Below are 14,830 nucleotides of genomic sequence, written 5' to 3' on the forward strand. Positions count from 1 at the left end.
TTACGGCGCCAGGTTCGACGCCAGGCGCACGTCCGGCGCGCGCAGGCTGGCTGGCGCATCCTTGCCCAGCAAGATACGCAAGTCGGCGCCCGCGCCGATGCCGCTGTCGCCGGCCGCCTGCACTTGCGGCATGCCGCCCAAGGCCAGGGCCAGTGCGGCGGCCGCCTCGGCGTGGCCGGGGCGGTAGACGATGCTGCTGGCCTGCACCATGTACGGCCGCTGGTTGCCCAGCCGCAGTACGCTGATGCCCATGCCGCCCAGCATGCCGCGCATGCGCGCCGCCATCCCCGTTTCGCCATTGCCGTTGATGACTTCCAGCCGTGGCATGGCTGCCGCCGTCGCTGCCGGTTTTGCCGGGGCTGGCAAGGCGGCGCGTGCCGCCACGGGAGCGTCGCGCCAGCTCAGCGTGAAGATATTCGGCTGCGACTGCGTCAGCTGCAGGCGGCTGGCCGGCGCCGCTGGCGTGGGGGCCAGATCGGGCGCGATGGCGTCCGTGGTGGCATCGACTGTGACGATGCTGCGCGCCAGCGCCGCGATGGTGAGATCCAGGTTGGCGCGCGCCGGCTGCTGGCCGTTGTCGAGCTGCAGCGACTGGCGCAGCATGGCCGCCGCCTGGGCATAGTCTCCCTGCAGGTACAGCACGTAGCCGAGATTGTTGTAGGTCCTGGCCGTCGGCGTTTCTTGCGCCAGTGCCTGCAGCATGGCGCGCGCCGTTTCCAGCTGGCCCAGCTGCGCGTGCAGCACGGCGGCGCCGTTGCGCGCATCGGCCGAGCCGGGCGTCAATAGCAGGGCTTCGCGGTAGGCCGCCAGCGCCGCGCGCGGGTCGCCCACTTTCTGCAGGCGCTTGCCCAGCTTGCAGAACGCGGCGCTGCGGATGGCGGCGCTGTCCTCGATGCGCGCCTGCGGTGGAGGCTCCCGGTGACCCTGGCTGGCGGGGCCGGGCAGGTGGCCGCAGGCGGGCAGCAGGCCGGCGCAGGCCAGCATGAGCATCAGGGTGGTGTGCTGTGACATGGCGGTTCTCCGGTCAGTTGCCGCTGCCCATGCTGGGCAGGAGCACGCGGTAAATTTGCAGGAAGGCTGGTCCCATCAGGACGACCAGCAGCGACGGGAAGATGAAAAAGATCAGCGGGAACAGCAGCTTGAGGGCGATCTTCGCCGCTTCTTCCTCGGCCAGCTGGCGGCGCTTGGTGCGCAGCTGGTCCGACTGCACGCGCAGCGAGGCGGCGATGCTGGTGCCGAAGCGCTCGGCCTGGATCAGCATGGCCACCAGCGCGTCGACATCCTCGACGCCCGTGCGCAGGGCCAGGTTGCGCAGCGCCCGCTCCTTGGTGTTGCCGGCGCGCAGTTCCAGCATCACCAGATGCAATTCCTCGGCCAGCACGGCGCTTTTCAGGGCGATCTCGGCCGCCACCCTGGCCAGCGCCGCATCCATGGCCAGGCCCGCTTCCACGCACACCGTCATCAAGTCCAGCGCATCGGGAAAGCTTTCAAAGATATCGCGCTGGCGCCGCTTGATCATTTGTTGCAGGACAAAGTTGGGCAGGTAGTAGCCGATGGCGGCCACGATCAGCAGCCAGAACAGGAGAGCTTTGCCCGCCATCTGGCTGCCCGAGGCGCTCAGTCCCAGGAACAGCAGCAGGGGCAAGCCGATGGCCAGCATGGTCTTGGCGGAAAAGAACAGCACGGGCGCCGACGCGTGGCGCAGGCCGGCATTCATGAAGCGCCGGCGCATCACGGAGCCTTCCCAGCCCTGGTCGGGAATCGACAGTTTGGCCAGCGGGCCGCTCAGGCGCACCATGCGCGCCAGCCAGGGGCTGGGCGCGGAGGCGCCAGGCGCCGCCGCGTTCTTGCCGGTGGCGTTGTCCATGCGCTGGCGCAGTGGATCGGGGGCGAAGCTGCGCATGGCCACCAGCACGGTGCCGAAGACGGCGATGAAGAGCAGGGCGAGAAAGGCGTAATGGACGGGATTCATGAGGGTTCTCCTTGCGTGCTCAGACACGGATGCGGATGATGCTGCGCATGACCAGAACGCCGCACACCATCATCACCAGGGCGCCGACCAGCATCTTGCGTCCGCCCGGGTCGACGAACAGCATTTCCAGGAACTGCGGATTGGTCAGGTGGATCATGGCCGCCGCGCCGAAGGGCAGCAGCGACAGGATCCAGGCCGACAGCCGGCCTTCGGCCGACAGCACGCGCACCTGTCCCAGCAGCTTGATGCGCTCGCGGATGATGCGGCTGATGCTGTCGAGCAGTTCGGCCAGGTTGCCGCCCGTTTCGCGCTGGATCAGCACGGCGATGACGAAGTAGCGCAAGTCCGTGCTGGGCACGCGCGTGGCCAGGTTCATCAGCGCGTCCTGCATGGCGATGCCGAAATTGACTTCGTCGAAAGTGGCGCGAAATTCCACGGCCAGCGGCGCATTCATTTCATCACCGACCATTTTCAGGGCCGTCGGGAAGGCGTGGCCGGCGCGCAGGGCGCGCGCCATCAGGTCGAGCGCATCGGGCAATTGCTGCTCGATGCGCTGCAGGCGCTTGGCCTTGGCGCGCAAGACCACCAGCAGCGGCAGCAGGGCTGCGCCGGCCACCAGCGGCAGGCGCAGCAGCCACGGCACGCTGAAGTAGCTCAGCAGCAAAAACGCGGCGCCGGCCGAGGCCAGCATCACGCCGGCGAAGCTGGCCACGCTCCAGCTCAGGCCCGACTGTTCCAGCAGGCGGTCGAGCGCATGCACGCGGGGCACGCTGAGCAGCACGCGCTGCAGGGCCGGGGTGTCGCTCAGCAGGCGCTTCTTGATCATCGAGCTGCCCGCGTCGCCATGCGCGCCGGCCGACATGATGCGCAGGCGGCGCGCCACCCGTTCCGCTTCCGGCCCGCGCGAGGTGTTCCAGGCCAGGTACAGTCCCTCGATCAGCAGCACCACGGCGATGAAGGTGAGGATGGCGAATACGTAATAGAGATAGTCCATGATGCTCCCCTTAATGGTACTGGCGGGCGGGATCGAACAGGGTTTCCGGCAGGCTGATGCCGAAGGCGCGCAGGCGTTCCAGGAAATGCGGCCGCACGCCGCTGGCATGGAAATGCCCCTGCACCGTGCCGTCTTCGCCGATGCCCGTCTGGCGGAAGGTGAAGATTTCCTGCATGGTGATCATCTCGCCTTCCATGCCCGTGATTTCCTGGATCGAGATGATCTTGCGCTTGCCGTCCGTCAGGCGCGCCACCTGCACCACCACGCTGATGGCGGAACTGATCTGCTGGCGCATGGCTTTCACGGGCAGGCCCGCCGAGGCCATGCTGATCATGTTTTCCAGCCGCGTCAGCGCGTCGCGCGGGGTGTTCGCGTGGATGGTGGCCATCGAGCCTTCGTGGCCCGTGTTCATGGCGCCCAGCATGTCGAGCGCCTCGGCGCCGCGCACCTCGCCCAGGATGATGCGGTCGGGGCGCATGCGCAGCGCGTTGCGCACCAGCGCCCGCTGCGTCACTTCGCCCTTGCCCTCGATGTTCGGCGGGCGCGTTTCCAGGCGCACCACGTGCGGCTGCTGCATCTGCAGTTCGGCCGCGTCCTCGATGGTGACGATGCGTTCGGCCGTGCTGATGAAGCCGGAAATCGCATTGAGCATGGTGGTCTTGCCGCTGCCCGTGCCGCCCGAGATCAGGATGTTGACCTTGGCCTTGCCCAGCGCCTGCAGGGTGGTGCTCATTTCCTCCGTCAGGCTGTGCTTGAGCATCAGGTCGGCCAGGCGCAGGGGCTGGGCAGAGAAGCGGCGGATCGACATCACGGGGCCGTCGATGGCCAGCGGCGGGATGATGGCGTTGACGCGCGAACCGTCGGGCAGGCGCGCATCGACCATCGGGCTCGATTCGTCGATGCGCCGGCCCACGCGCGAGACGATTTTGTCGATGATTTTCATCAGGTGGGCGTCGTCCGTGAAGCAGACGTCGCTCAGCTCCAGGCGGCCATGGCGCTCGACATACACCTGGCGGTAGGTGTTGACGAGGATATCGGACACGCCGGGATCGGCCAGCAGCGGTTCGAGCGGGCCGAAGCCCAGTACCTCGTCCTGGATGTCGCGGATCAGCGAGCGCCGTTCCAGCTCGTTGATCACCACATTGTCTTCCGTGAGCACGTCGCTGACGAGGATTTTCAGCTCTTCGCGGATCTGCTCGCGCGACAGGCGCTGCATGCCTTCCAGATCGACGCGGTCGAGCAGCGCCTGGTGGGTGCGGTGCTTGAGCTGCTGGTAGCTGTGGCTGGCTGCGCCCTGGTGCGCGGCATCATCATTCAGGCTGGCGTCATCCTGGGCATAGCCCAGGCGGTCCCGCAGGGTGAGTTTTTCGGCAGTCATGGTCGGTCTCCGGTAGATGTAGGGGGATCAGGCGCGCTGTAGGGAATCAAGCGCGCGCCAGCAGCCGCGAAACCCAGCCTTGCGCGGCGGGCGGGGTTTCGCCGGCCAGGCTGGCGGCCAGTTCCTGCAGGGCGCGCGAGACGGCGTTGTGCGGCGCCAGCTTGAGGATGGGCACGCCCTGGCTGACGGAAGCCGCCACCGCCTCGTAGTGGTTGGGGATGGATTTGTAGACGTGTTTGCCATACGCCGCTTCCAGGTCGGCCACGCGGATGTTGTCGCTGCTGGCATAGCGGTTCAGGATCAGGCGGATCTTGTCTTCGCGGTAGCCGAGCCCGCGGAACACGTCGAGCAGGCGCTTGCCGTCGCGCACATACGGCAAGGTTGCCTGCAGCACGGGGAAGATCAGGTCGGCCCGGTCCAGCGCGCGCACGCTGACGGGGTCGAGGCCGCGTCCCACGTCGAGCAGGATGTAGTCGTACTGGCTGCGCGCCAGGGTCAGCAGGCGGTCGATATGGTCGGCTTCGACGTCGGCCGCGTGGGCCGGATCGTCGGCGGCGGCCAGCACGCTGTAGGCGGGCGTGATCTGGATCATGCTGGCGCTCAGCAGCGAAGCGTCGAGGCGCACGATCTGCTGCGACAGCTGCGACAGGGTGGTGGCCGGCTTGTGGTCCGAGACGAACAGCGCGGCGTCGCCGAACTGCAGGTTCAGGTCGAACAGCGCCACCTTGCGTTGCTCGCCGGCGGCCAGCGCGTAGCCGAGGTTGGCGGCGATGAAGGTGGCGCCGCTGCCGCCCTTGCACGAGACGAAGGCCAGCACCTGGCCCTTGCGCGTGACCTGCTTCTGCAGTTTTTCCTCGATGCGGCGCAACGCGGCGCACAGGCCGGCGTCGTCGTCCGGCAGCAGCACTTCGCGCACGCCGGCGCGCATCGAGCGCAGCAGGAATTGCGGACTTTGCTGCGGACACTGCACGATGATGGCCAGGTTCGGATGGCGCCCGCCCAGCAGCTCGAGCCGTTCCAGCTCCGCCTCGCCCGTCTGCTCCTGCTCCAGCAGCAGCAAGTCCGGCGTGACGCCGTTGTCGAAGACATCGGGTATGCTCGCGAGCAGCGCGACGCGGTCGGCCGCGCTGCGTTCGCGCAGCAGGCGCGTGAGCCGCTTGAGCTGGGCTTCATTTTTCGAGACGATGACGATATTCACGTGGCACTCCCTGGTAAAGGCGTTCGGTAAAGGCGTTCAGTTGATCTGGAAGCCCAGGCTCTCGGCGTGCATGACGACGACCGAGGCGGGCACGGCGATATTGAGAAAACCGAACAGGCTGACCATCGGCGTATAGCTGACGTTGTCGATCGATACGCGCACGCTGTCGATGCAGCTGGCCGTGCGCGTGATGTCGCCGCAGGCCGACAGGTTGTCGCCCGGGTCCAGCGGCGGCAAGGTCACTTCGGCGCCGCTCTTGTTCAGGTAGCGGATGGTGATGTTGGCGGCCGTCAGTTCCGGCGCGGCCGGCAGGGCCGTGCCGCCGAACAGGGCCAGGGTCTTGATGGCGTCGGTCTGGTCGATCCAGCGCACCACCGCTTCGCGCGCGGCGCGGCGGCTCACTTCCTGCACCGTGTTGTACAGGTACAGCATGCGGCCAAATTCGAGGATGCCGAACAGCAGGGTGAAAAACAGCAGCGCCACCAGGGCGAATTCGACGGCGGCGGCGCCGTGCTGGCGGCCAGTTCGGAGGGCAAGTGGAAGGCGGTGGCGCATGGCGTTCTCCTTACAGCATGTAGCGCATGGTGGTGCGCGGCGACAGCGGCGTGGCATAGCTGCTGGCCGCGCCGATCACGAAGGGCAGGTACTGGCCCACCGACAGCGTGTAGTTGACGACTTCGACGCGGATGCCGCCCGGCGCCGTGCCATCGGTGCAGCTGCTGTCGTTGAAGCTCGCGTCCAGGCAAGTCACTGTCACGTTGGCCGTGGTGAAGTCGCTGATGCCGGCGCTGAGGGCCGCATCGACCACCGTCTGCCTGGCCGCCGGCACACCCTGCGAGGCGATGCCGGCCTTGGCCTTGACGGACATGTTGCGCGCCGCGTCACGCGTCGCCTTGGTCAGCGCGTCGTAGTACCAGAAGGCGCGGCCGAAGCCGAAGATACCGGCCAGCAGGGTGATCAGCAGGGCCAGCACGATGCCGAATTCGACGGCGGCGCCGCCGCGCTGGCTGACGTGGGAATGGTGGGTGCGCATGGCCGCCTCACTTGTAGAGTTTGATTTCGGAATTCGGCACGGGCTCGATCAGGCCCGCGAACTCGACGTCGAGGCGCTTGGTGCCGCCGCTGAAATCGGCCTTCATCGTCATGAAGAATTTGCCGATGCCCACCGCGGTCATGGTGCCGCACGAAGCCGGCCCCACGGGCGCCGTGCGGCAGTCGACCAGCACCACGTTGAGAATGCGCCGGTTGCGCTGGCCCGGATGGGCCGCCGACGGCGCCTGGAACGTGGGGCCGCTGGTCTGGTTGTAGGGCGAAGGCGGCGTACTGGCGGGAAAACCCGCGCCGGGGCTGACGGGGTAGCTGGCCGTGTCGAAGTAATTCGCCTTGGCCGTGCTGTACATGGGGTTGGCGTTGCCGTCCGCGACGCTATACGCCGTGCCGGCCTTGGCCGGGGTGGCGCCATTGCTTTGGTAGGCGGGACCATAGGACCACAGCACGCCGTAGCCGGCGAACTGGGCGAACGTGGCCGAGGGGGCGGGGACGGCGCCGGCCGACGGCAGCTGGTAATTCGGCTTGTTGCCGGCCAGGCTGACGGGCTGCTGGCTGGGCAGGGTGCTGGCGCCCGGTTGCATCCAGCTGGCGGGCGGCGAGCTGGCGGCAGCGGCGGCGCAGGGCGACGCGGCGCCCACGCAAGGATATTCCTTGATGTTGGTGTCGGGCGGCGCCGTGGCGGGGTCGCACACGGAGGGGCCGCCGTAATCGTCGAAGCGCGAATTGAGCGAGGCGGCCAGCGATGCGGACAGGCCCGTGTTCGTGTAGACCTGGCCCGTGCCGCTGGTGATGACGGCGCTGCTGCCCGTGCACATGAACGGCGCGGTGGAGGCGGCGCTCGAATGCGAGGCGCTGCAACTGCCGGGCGGGGCGTCGACGGGGTTGATCAGGTAGGGATCGGACGGGCCGCCCAGCGGATTGAGGCCGAACAGGTTGTAGGTGACGCCGCGGCGAAAACCGAATTCCAGCAGCTCCGTCAGGCCCGTGCCGGCTGGCGCGGCCGGATAGGTGTATTGCGCCGTCTTGTTGGCCGGATCGACGGCGCACACGCCGATCGGCGTGACGTCGTTGACGAAGCGGCCCGCCACGGCCACGCCCGAGGTGCTGGTGCTGGCGATGCCGGCGATGCCCATCAGGTAGGTGGCAAAGGTCTTGCTGCCCGTGTCGACGCGAATGAAGGTCTGGCCCGCGGGGCTGGTGCGGGCGCTGGCGCCGGACGACCAAGGACCGTCGGGGCCGGGACCGAAGCTGATGTTGGCGGCCGTCAGGGTCAGTGCGGTGGAAAAATCGTAGCGGTTCTTTTGTGCGATGGCGATGGCCTTGGCCTGCGCATTGTCGATGCCGGCGGCGCTTTGATTGAGCTCCACGGCGCCAGCCAGCGCGGCGCTGTCGGCGCCGTTTTGCAGCTCCGTCTTGGCGATGTACAGGTGGCCCAGGTCCAGCACCAGGCCGCCCATGGCAAACAGCACCACCAGGGTCAGCCCCAGCACGATGGCGATCGCGCCCTGCTGCTTGTCGTGCCTGCGAAATGCGGTGTTCATGGCTGTCTCCTGGTGGCCTGGGGGGAGTGCATCGCGGGACTGGCGCCTACTGGCGTCCGCCCACGCCGATGGTGAAGACATTCGGTTGCGGTTCCGGCGCCGCGAACGATTTTTGGTAGCGCTGGTAGGCGCTGGCGCCGGCCTTGCCGTCGATGCCGCTGACGGGGTTGGCATTGCGGTAGGCGTCCGGATACATGATCTGCTGGGCCTTGAGCAGGGCCACCGATTCGCCGAAGTGCGAATCGAGCACGGGCGTGGTGGTGGCGGTGCAGCCGGCCAGCAGCGACAGCAAAGACAACAGGGCGGCGCAAGGCAGGCGATGTGCGGTTTTCATGGTGTTCTCCTATTTGAGGTCGAAGCCGGCGGCAGGCTGGGGCGCGGCCGCTTGCGGCGGCATGGGGGCCGCTGGTGCTGCTTCCTGTGCCGCTGCGGGCGCCGGCGCGCTGCCTTCCATTTTTCCCTGCATGAACATGTCGCCGCGCGTCGGCTGGATGTAGCCGTCGGTGGGCAGCTTGTAGTCGGGCGGCAGCGGCTTGACCAAGTGCGGCGTGATGATGAAGACCAGTTCCGAACGGTCCGTCTGGAAGTCCGTGCTGCGGAACAGGGCGCCCAGCACGGGCACTTCGCCCAGGCCTGGCAAGGCCTTGATATTGCTGGTCACGTTGTTCTTGATCAAGCCGCCGATGGCGAAGCTCTGGCCGTCGAACAGCTGCACCGTGGTGGTGGCGCGCCGTGTCGTAAACGAAGGCAGGATGGCCGTGGCCGAGATGCCGGTGGCGGTGATGCCGATGCCGTCCTTGTTCAGGTCCGACACTTCCGGCGCCACCTTCAGGTTGATGCGTCCCCCTTCGAGCACGGTGGGCGTGAATTTCACGGCCACGCCGAACTCCTTCTCTTCCAGCGTGATGGTGGGCACGCCGTTATTGTTGGTCTGGCTGACGGGGATGAAGATCTTGCCACCGGCCAGGAAGCTCGCTTCCTGGCCGCTGATGGCCATGATGTTCGGTTCGGCCAGCACCTTGATCAGGCCATCGCGTTTTTGCGCGTCGAGGTTGAAGAAGTTGTTCTTGCTGGCGCCGCTCAAGCCGCTGGGATTGTTGCTGAGCAGGCTGGACAGCAGCGAATACGACCAGCTGCCGATGGTCTTGTTGATGCCCAGGCTGGCGCCCAGCTGATCCACCAGCACTTTCGACACTTCGGCCACCTTCACTTCCAGCATCACCTGTTGCGGCGCGGCGATCGACAGCAGGTTGATCACGCGCGGCATGTTCGCATCGGGCGCGGCGGCGGGAGCGGCGGCTGCGGCGCCTGCGGCTGGCGCGGCGCCGGAGGCGGCACCACCACTGCGGCTGCTGCGCTGCACATAGGCGTTGGCCAGCGACAGGGCCTGGTCGGCCTTGACGACGTCGCTGACCATGCCCGACAGGATCAAGGTGTCGCCCGCTACCGTGACGTGGATCTTTTCGTTCGGCAGCAGCTCGGCCATGCGTGCCTGCAGGCTGCTGCTGTCGATGCCGACGGCCAGGTCGATGATGGTGGCGTCATTGCTCTTGTTCCACAGGATCAGGTTGGTGGTGCCGACGGAGCGTCCCAGCAGGTAGACCTCGTTGGGGTTGAGCAGGATGACGTCGGCGATGCGCGGGTCGCCGACGGACATGCGGCTGGCGGCAAACGGCAGACGCATCAGGGTCGACTTGCCTTCGGCCAGGCTCATTTGCGGCGCCATCTCGGTGCGCCCGGCGCGCGATTCGCTTTGCGGCGGCGTGGACTTGGGACGGACGGCGGTGCGGCTGCTCCTGGCGCTGCCCGTTTCGGCGGCAACGGCCGTGGCGGCCGTGGCGGCGGCTGCGGCTGCGGCTTCGGCGTGCGCCCGGGGCGCCAGGGCGCCGATGGCGGCGATGGCAAGCGCCAGGTGCAGGCCCCGGATGCCGCTTGCTGTGCGATATGTACTCATGGCGTGGCTCCTCTGGTGCAGGTTAGAATTGTTGGGAGCTGCGTTCCAGCCCCTTGATGACATCGACGCGGGGACCGGCCTGTGGCGCTGCTGCGGCGGCAGGACGGCGGCGGGGCAGCGGCTTGGCTTGCACCATGGCGGCGGGGGCCGCCATGGCGACTTTTTCATCGAGCAGGGTGCTCTTGGTGGCGCCTTCCGTGTTGACGGGCTTGTCCTCGACCTGGTTGCGCAGCACCAGCGACAGGGTGCCCACGCTGCGTGCCAGGTCGAGTTTTTCCGCCTGCTCCGGCGTCAGCTCCAGGGTCACGGCGTTGACGACTTTCGGCTTGGTGTCGTCGCGGCTCGATTCCTGGGCGATGGCCAGCACGAGTATGCGTTCGAGCACGATCTTGGAAATGTTCGGATCGCGGTCCGGCGTCTTGCGCGCCCCTTCGCCCTGGGTGTTGACGAGAATGTCGACGAAGTTGCCGGGCAGGGCGAAGCCAGCCACGCCCACCACATCGTTGACGCGCACGGTCATGGCGCGCTTGCCCTCGGCGACGACGGCTGACAGGCCGCCTTGCGTGCCGGGAGGCGCCAGCTTGCCTTCCATGATAGGTTCGCCGTGCTGGATGCTGGTGCGCGTGACGCGCGTTTCCAGCAGTTTCGGATCGTTGATGGCGCCTGGCGGCAGCGCGTTCGATGGCCAGTCCACCATGCGCACCATGTCGGGCGTGAGGCGCGCGCCCAGGCTGATGTCGACCTGGGCCACGGCCACCTTGTTGATGTTGCCCGAGGCTTGGGCATTGATCCAGCGCGCGGCCACGATGACCGCGGCGAACGCCAGGATGACCGCAATGGCCATCATCGTCAGTGCGCGTGCGTTTCTCATTTTGCTTCCCCTTTGTGCTGGACCGCTGCCGGTCCGTTATGTGTGCTTGCAAGGTCGTCATCGCTGCCGAAATAGTTTTTCCATGCCCACAGCAGCACTTCCGGATTCAGTTGCGCCGCGTGGTCTTCATAGCGCGCCTGGTCGCACACCTGCGCCAGGATGTCGCGCGGATAGCAGGCCAGCAAGGGCCGCTGGTACTGGCTGTGCAGGTGCAGCAGGTAGGCGTAGGCGGCTTCGTCAAAATTGATGCCCAGCTGGGCGCAGGTGCTGCGGAACACGGCCAGGTAGTGGTAGGCGCTCAGGGGGCCCACGTGGATCTTGTAGCCGATGCGGCGCAGGAAGGAGTCGTCGGCCAGGTGCTGCGGCGCCAGGTTCGACGAGAACACGACGATGACGTCGAAGGGCACGGGGAATTTGTAGCCCGTGTGCAGCGACAGGTAATCGATGTGCCGCGCCATCGGCACGATCCAGCGGTTCATCAGTTCCACGGGCGAGCAGCGCTGGCGTCCCAGGTCGTCGATGATGAAGATGCCGTTGTTGGCCTTCAGGTGCGGCGGCGCCTGGTACAAGCGGGTGCCCTGGTCGAATTGCAGGTCCAGCATGTCGAGCGTCAGCTCGCCGCCCGTCAGCACGGCGGGGCGCTCGGCGCGCACCCAGCGCGGGTCGGACGGCACGGGGCCGCCGCGCGACAGGGTGTGCAGCATGGGGTCGAGGAAGGGCAGCACTTCGCCGTCGACCATCACGGCATGGGGCAGGGCGATGGCGCCGCTGAGCAGGCCGTTCAGGCGCTCGGCCAGGTAGCTCTTGCCGCTGCCGGCGGGACCGTGAAAGAACAGGGCGCGCCCGGAATTCATGGCCGCGCCCAGCTGGTCGAGCACGGACGAACTGGCCACCACGTCGCGAAATTCGCGCTGCACGTCGTCGCGCGTGACCTGCATGTCCGCCACGCTTTGCGCCAGCACCTGGTTGCTGTAGTCGGCCAGGGTGACGGGGGCGGGGCCGCTGTAGGCATTGCGGCGCATGTACTCGGCGGCGCGCAGGCGGCCCTGGTCGCCCAGCAGGTAATACAGGTCGGCGTCGGTGCCGCTGCCGCCGTTGCGGCGCGCTTCGCACAGCTTTTCGGCGCGCATGAAGGTGAGCAGAGGTTCGAGCACGCCGGCGCCCAGTTTCACGTGCGTCGACAGGGCGGGCAGGCCGATCTGGCCGCGCAGGAAGAGTATCTTGACCAGCAGTTCGACCAGGAACAGGAAGGGCAATCCCGTTTCCTCGACCGTGCGTGGCGCGCGTCTGGCCGCCGGCTCGATGCCGCCGCCGTCGCTGCGTTCTGGATAGGTGTCAGGCATGATGGATACTCCTCGCTCGGGTGGCCGGTGATCAGAAAATGAAGGGCAGCAGGCGGTACTTCACCTGGCGCATGTAGACGCGGTAGCGCACGTCGGTGGACAGGAAACGCTCTTCGCGCAGCAGGCGCATCACCATCATGCTCATCGTCGCGACATAGATGATGCTGTTGGCGGGCGAGGTGTTGGTCAGCAGGTAAGCGCTCAGGGAAATCAGGTAGCTGGCGTACAGCGGATGGCGCACCACGCGGTAGACGCCGCCCGTCTTGATCTCGCGCTGCGCCGCCACCAGGCCGAAGCTGCGGTTCAGCGACAGCAGGCCGGCGATCTGCAGCAGGCTGCCGACGGCCAGCAGGTAGCGCGCGCCGGGCCAGATGGCCATGTCGGCGGGCGAGAGCAGGAAGGGCGCGAAGGTGGCGCCGATGGCCAGCAGCCAGTCGCCCGCATCGGTCGAGACGCTGACGGGGGCCGAGCGCACGATGAAGAACAGGGCGGCCAGGGTTTCGGCGGCGCAGAACAGCACATAGCTCCAGTCGCCGCTGTGCAGGAATCCCACCACGTGGGCGCTGGCGAAGAAGGCCCACAGGCAAGCCATGGCGATGCTGGTGAACAGGCTGGCGTGGCGCGAGTGGCAGAGGGTGGCGAGGGTGTGCATGGTTGGATCCCGTGGTGGCTGGTGGTCGGCGCGGCGCGTTTCAGCGCAGGCTCCACAGATGGTGGTATTGCAGGAACACCTGCAGCGCGGTGCCGCTGGCAATGGCGAAGGCGTAGGCCAGCTTGCCGGTAGCTGGCGGCGGTTCGGCGATCGTGGCGGCGCCGCCGGCAAGGCTGTGCAGCAGCGCGCCCAGCATCATGTGGTAGGTGTTGCGCAGCACCAGGCGCAGGCGGCGTCCTGCCAGCGCGGCGGCCAGGGCCAGCACGCCGCCGCACAGGAAGGTCAGCAGGACCGCTTCGAGCACCGCATCGGGGCCGAGGAAGGCGCCGCACATGGCCATCAGTTTGACGTCGCCGGCGCCCAGGGCGCGCAGCAGGTACATGGGCAGCAGCAGGGCCAGTCCGGCAGCGGCGCCGGCCAGCGCCTGCGGCAGTCCCAGGCCGCCGAAGGAGGCATCGAACAGGCCGGCGCCGGACGGCGTGAAGCTGTTCAGCGTCAGGCCGGCCAAGGTGCCCCACAGCACCAGCTGGTTCGGGATGCGGCGCGTGCGCAGGTCGTGCCACAGGGCGGCAGCGAGCAGGCTGGCCAGCACGGCCAGGCACAGCAGCATGGGCAGGCGGGCGTTCATGATGTCAGTCCTCCCTTGCCCATGCAGGGCGCGGTGGCCATGTGCATGACGGGGGCTGCGGCCTGGCTGCCCAGCAGCCGTCCCACCAGCTGCCACACGAGCGCCGCGCCGGCCGCGCCCACATAGCCGTCGAGCGCATAGTGCCAGCCCAGGTGGATGGAGCCGAGCAGGATCAGCACGGCGAAGGCGGTCAGCGAGATGCCTGCGGCGCGGCTTACTTTCCAGCCCATGATCGCCATCAGCACGGCGGTGGCCACATGCATGCTGGGCATGGCGGAGATGCCCAGTTCGCCGTTCGCGCCCTTGCTTTGATAGCCTTGCCACAGCATCTCCTGCACCTGCAGGGCCCAGACGGGCACGTGCTGGTTGGCGTCATGCAGGTAGGCCATCAGCGGCGCATACGGGTCGCTGGCGTGCAGGTGGCCGTAGTAGCAGGGGCCGACCGAGGCAAACAGTACCGCCATGACACTGCCCAGGATGATCCAGGTCAGCGCAAAGCTGAGCAGGAACTGCATGCGCAGCAGCGGGCGGCGCGTGTCGAGGATGAGCCAGTACAGGATGGCGTAGAACAGGAAGAACCAGAAGTGGTAGCTGAAGTTGAGCAGGCCCGTGACGAGCGGGTGGCCCAGCAGCGGCTGCAGCCTTTCCCATGGGGCCTTGCCGCCATGCAGCGCGATGTCCCAGGCGGACAGGCTGGCATCCCAGGTGTACGGATGCAGGCGCGGGATGGCGGCCTTGAAGACGGTGAAGCTGGAGGCGAAGACGGGGATCAGCAGCATGGCCGGCAGCGCGTGCAGCAGGCGCTCGTTGCTCAGGTAGCTGCGCAGATCGTGGTACAGATAGTGGCACAGGCGGTGCGGGCGTTTCACCACCATGACGTGGATGGTGTAGCCGCACAGGATGAAGACGGGGCCCGTGAGGATGGCCACGAGGAAACCGGCCAGCACGTTGAGGGTGTCCGAGGCGCTGGGCAGGCCGCCGGCCAGCAGGGCCGCGGCGGCGGCATACAGCAGCACGATCAGCAGCAGGGCGCGGTGGGTGCGCAGCGAGGCGCGCAGGGTATTCATGACAGGGCCAGGACCACCTGGTCCTTGACGTAGACAAACAGCAGCCGGACCTGGTCACCGAGCAGGGTGATCGTGATCACCAGCACTGCCGCGATCAGGCTCGCCAGCAGCGCGTACTCGATCGCCGTGACGGCGGACTCGTCGGATAAACGGCTGAAGAGAGATTTCACGATGGGCCTCTG

Annotated in this window: 16 protein-coding genes; all 16 read right to left on the reverse strand. The window is 67.4% G+C overall.

The features are described from left to right. The 16 genes from ACPJXG_RS06300 to ACPJXG_RS06375 are packed head-to-tail and all read right to left on the reverse strand — an operon-like array spanning position 1 to position 14,818. Positions 1-1,011, reverse strand: a complete 1,011-nt coding sequence (locus ACPJXG_RS06300; protein ID WP_425253720.1) for a LytR C-terminal domain-containing protein — start codon at positions 1,009-1,011, stop codon at positions 1-3. Positions 1,012-1,024: 13 nt separating this feature from the next. After that, on the reverse strand, positions 1,025-1,972 hold the full coding sequence (locus ACPJXG_RS06305) for a type II secretion system F family protein (RefSeq protein WP_425253721.1): 948 nt from the start codon (positions 1,970-1,972) through the stop codon (positions 1,025-1,027). A 19-nt stretch (positions 1,973-1,991) separates the two neighbouring features. Next, complete coding sequence (locus tag ACPJXG_RS06310; protein ID WP_035821267.1) at positions 1,992-2,966, reverse strand: type II secretion system F family protein; 975 nt, start codon at positions 2,964-2,966, stop codon at positions 1,992-1,994. Between the two features lie 10 nt (positions 2,967-2,976). Then, a complete protein-coding gene (locus ACPJXG_RS06315; RefSeq protein ID WP_425253722.1) occupies positions 2,977-4,344 on the reverse strand; it encodes a CpaF family protein in 1,368 nt (455 codons plus the stop codon). Between the two features lie 46 nt (positions 4,345-4,390). Beyond that, entirely contained in the window at positions 4,391-5,542 is a 1,152-nt protein-coding gene (locus ACPJXG_RS06320) for an AAA family ATPase (protein ID WP_425253723.1), read from the reverse strand. A gap of 36 nt (positions 5,543-5,578) precedes the next feature. Continuing rightward, positions 5,579-6,097, reverse strand: a complete 519-nt coding sequence (locus ACPJXG_RS06325) for a TadE/TadG family type IV pilus assembly protein (RefSeq protein WP_099403579.1) — start codon at positions 6,095-6,097, stop codon at positions 5,579-5,581. Between the two features lie 10 nt (positions 6,098-6,107). Further along, a complete protein-coding gene (locus tag ACPJXG_RS06330; RefSeq protein WP_425253724.1) occupies positions 6,108-6,575 on the reverse strand; it encodes a TadE/TadG family type IV pilus assembly protein in 468 nt (155 codons plus the stop codon). Positions 6,576-6,582: 7 nt separating this feature from the next. Next, the gene (locus ACPJXG_RS06335) at positions 6,583-8,133 is read right to left on the reverse strand and encodes a pilus assembly protein TadG-related protein (RefSeq protein WP_425253725.1); all 1,551 of its coding nucleotides are present in this window, start codon (positions 8,131-8,133) and stop codon (positions 6,583-6,585) included. Between the two features lie 46 nt (positions 8,134-8,179). Further along, positions 8,180-8,467, reverse strand: coding sequence for a hypothetical protein (locus ACPJXG_RS06340; RefSeq protein ID WP_035821256.1), 288 nt, complete (start codon positions 8,465-8,467; stop codon positions 8,180-8,182). Positions 8,468-8,476: 9 nt separating this feature from the next. Then, on the reverse strand, positions 8,477-10,087 hold the full coding sequence (locus tag ACPJXG_RS06345) for a type II and III secretion system protein family protein (RefSeq protein ID WP_425253726.1): 1,611 nt from the start codon (positions 10,085-10,087) through the stop codon (positions 8,477-8,479). A gap of 22 nt (positions 10,088-10,109) precedes the next feature. Next, entirely contained in the window at positions 10,110-10,958 is an 849-nt protein-coding gene (cpaB, locus tag ACPJXG_RS06350; RefSeq protein ID WP_176390116.1) for a Flp pilus assembly protein CpaB, read from the reverse strand. After that, positions 10,955-12,301 (reverse strand): ATP-binding protein, encoded by a 1,347-nt coding sequence (locus ACPJXG_RS06355; RefSeq protein WP_425253727.1) that lies wholly within the window; start codon positions 12,299-12,301, stop codon positions 10,955-10,957. The genes cpaB and ACPJXG_RS06355 overlap by 4 nt, the downstream gene beginning before the upstream one ends. 31 nt (positions 12,302-12,332) lie before the next feature. Beyond that, positions 12,333-12,953: a methyltransferase family protein gene (locus tag ACPJXG_RS06360; protein ID WP_425253728.1), complete on the reverse strand. Its 621-nt coding sequence runs from the start codon at positions 12,951-12,953 to the stop codon at positions 12,333-12,335. Between the two features lie 40 nt (positions 12,954-12,993). Continuing rightward, positions 12,994-13,581, reverse strand: coding sequence for a prepilin peptidase (locus ACPJXG_RS06365; protein ID WP_402719172.1), 588 nt, complete (start codon positions 13,579-13,581; stop codon positions 12,994-12,996). Further along, entirely contained in the window at positions 13,578-14,648 is a 1,071-nt protein-coding gene (locus ACPJXG_RS06370; protein ID WP_402719171.1) for a phosphatase PAP2 family protein, read from the reverse strand. The genes ACPJXG_RS06365 and ACPJXG_RS06370 overlap by 4 nt, the downstream gene beginning before the upstream one ends. Next, positions 14,645-14,818, reverse strand: coding sequence for a Flp family type IVb pilin (locus ACPJXG_RS06375; RefSeq protein WP_081922552.1), 174 nt, complete (start codon positions 14,816-14,818; stop codon positions 14,645-14,647). Before ACPJXG_RS06375 ends, ACPJXG_RS06370 begins: the two co-directional genes overlap by 4 nt. Positions 14,819-14,830: the final 12 nt, after the last annotated feature.

It is taken from the genome of Janthinobacterium sp. NFX145, assembly GCF_049810325.1.
GTDB classification, from domain to species: Bacteria; Pseudomonadota; Gammaproteobacteria; order Burkholderiales; family Burkholderiaceae_D; genus Janthinobacterium; species Janthinobacterium rivuli.

Bases quoted from the DNA above. Each gene is read 5' to 3' on its own strand.
- ACPJXG_RS06370 (WP_402719171.1), bottom strand. From the start codon at position 14,648: ATGAATACCCTGCGCGCCTCGCTGCGCACCCACCGCGCCCTGCTGCTG.
- ACPJXG_RS06335 (WP_425253725.1), bottom strand. From the start codon at position 8,133: ATGAACACCGCATTTCGCAGGCACGACAAGCAGCAGGGCGCGATCGCC.
- ACPJXG_RS06330 (WP_425253724.1), bottom strand. From the start codon at position 6,575: ATGCGCACCCACCATTCCCACGTCAGCCAGCGCGGCGGCGCCGCCGTC.
- ACPJXG_RS06325 (WP_099403579.1), bottom strand. From the start codon at position 6,097: ATGCGCCACCGCCTTCCACTTGCCCTCCGAACTGGCCGCCAGCACGGC.
- ACPJXG_RS06355 (WP_425253727.1), bottom strand. From the start codon at position 12,301: ATGCCTGACACCTATCCAGAACGCAGCGACGGCGGCGGCATCGAGCCG.
- ACPJXG_RS06305 (WP_425253721.1), bottom strand. From the start codon at position 1,972: ATGAATCCCGTCCATTACGCCTTTCTCGCCCTGCTCTTCATCGCCGTC.
- ACPJXG_RS06340 (WP_035821256.1), bottom strand. From the start codon at position 8,467: ATGAAAACCGCACATCGCCTGCCTTGCGCCGCCCTGTTGTCTTTGCTG.
- ACPJXG_RS06310 (WP_035821267.1), bottom strand. From the start codon at position 2,966: ATGGACTATCTCTATTACGTATTCGCCATCCTCACCTTCATCGCCGTG.
- ACPJXG_RS06315 (WP_425253722.1), bottom strand. From the start codon at position 4,344: ATGACTGCCGAAAAACTCACCCTGCGGGACCGCCTGGGCTATGCCCAG.
- ACPJXG_RS06360 (WP_425253728.1), bottom strand. From the start codon at position 12,953: ATGCACACCCTCGCCACCCTCTGCCACTCGCGCCACGCCAGCCTGTTC.
- cpaB (WP_176390116.1), bottom strand. From the start codon at position 10,958: ATGAGAAACGCACGCGCACTGACGATGATGGCCATTGCGGTCATCCTG.
- ACPJXG_RS06365 (WP_402719172.1), bottom strand. From the start codon at position 13,581: ATGAACGCCCGCCTGCCCATGCTGCTGTGCCTGGCCGTGCTGGCCAGC.
- ACPJXG_RS06300 (WP_425253720.1), bottom strand. From the start codon at position 1,011: ATGTCACAGCACACCACCCTGATGCTCATGCTGGCCTGCGCCGGCCTG.
- ACPJXG_RS06345 (WP_425253726.1), bottom strand. From the start codon at position 10,087: ATGAGTACATATCGCACAGCAAGCGGCATCCGGGGCCTGCACCTGGCG.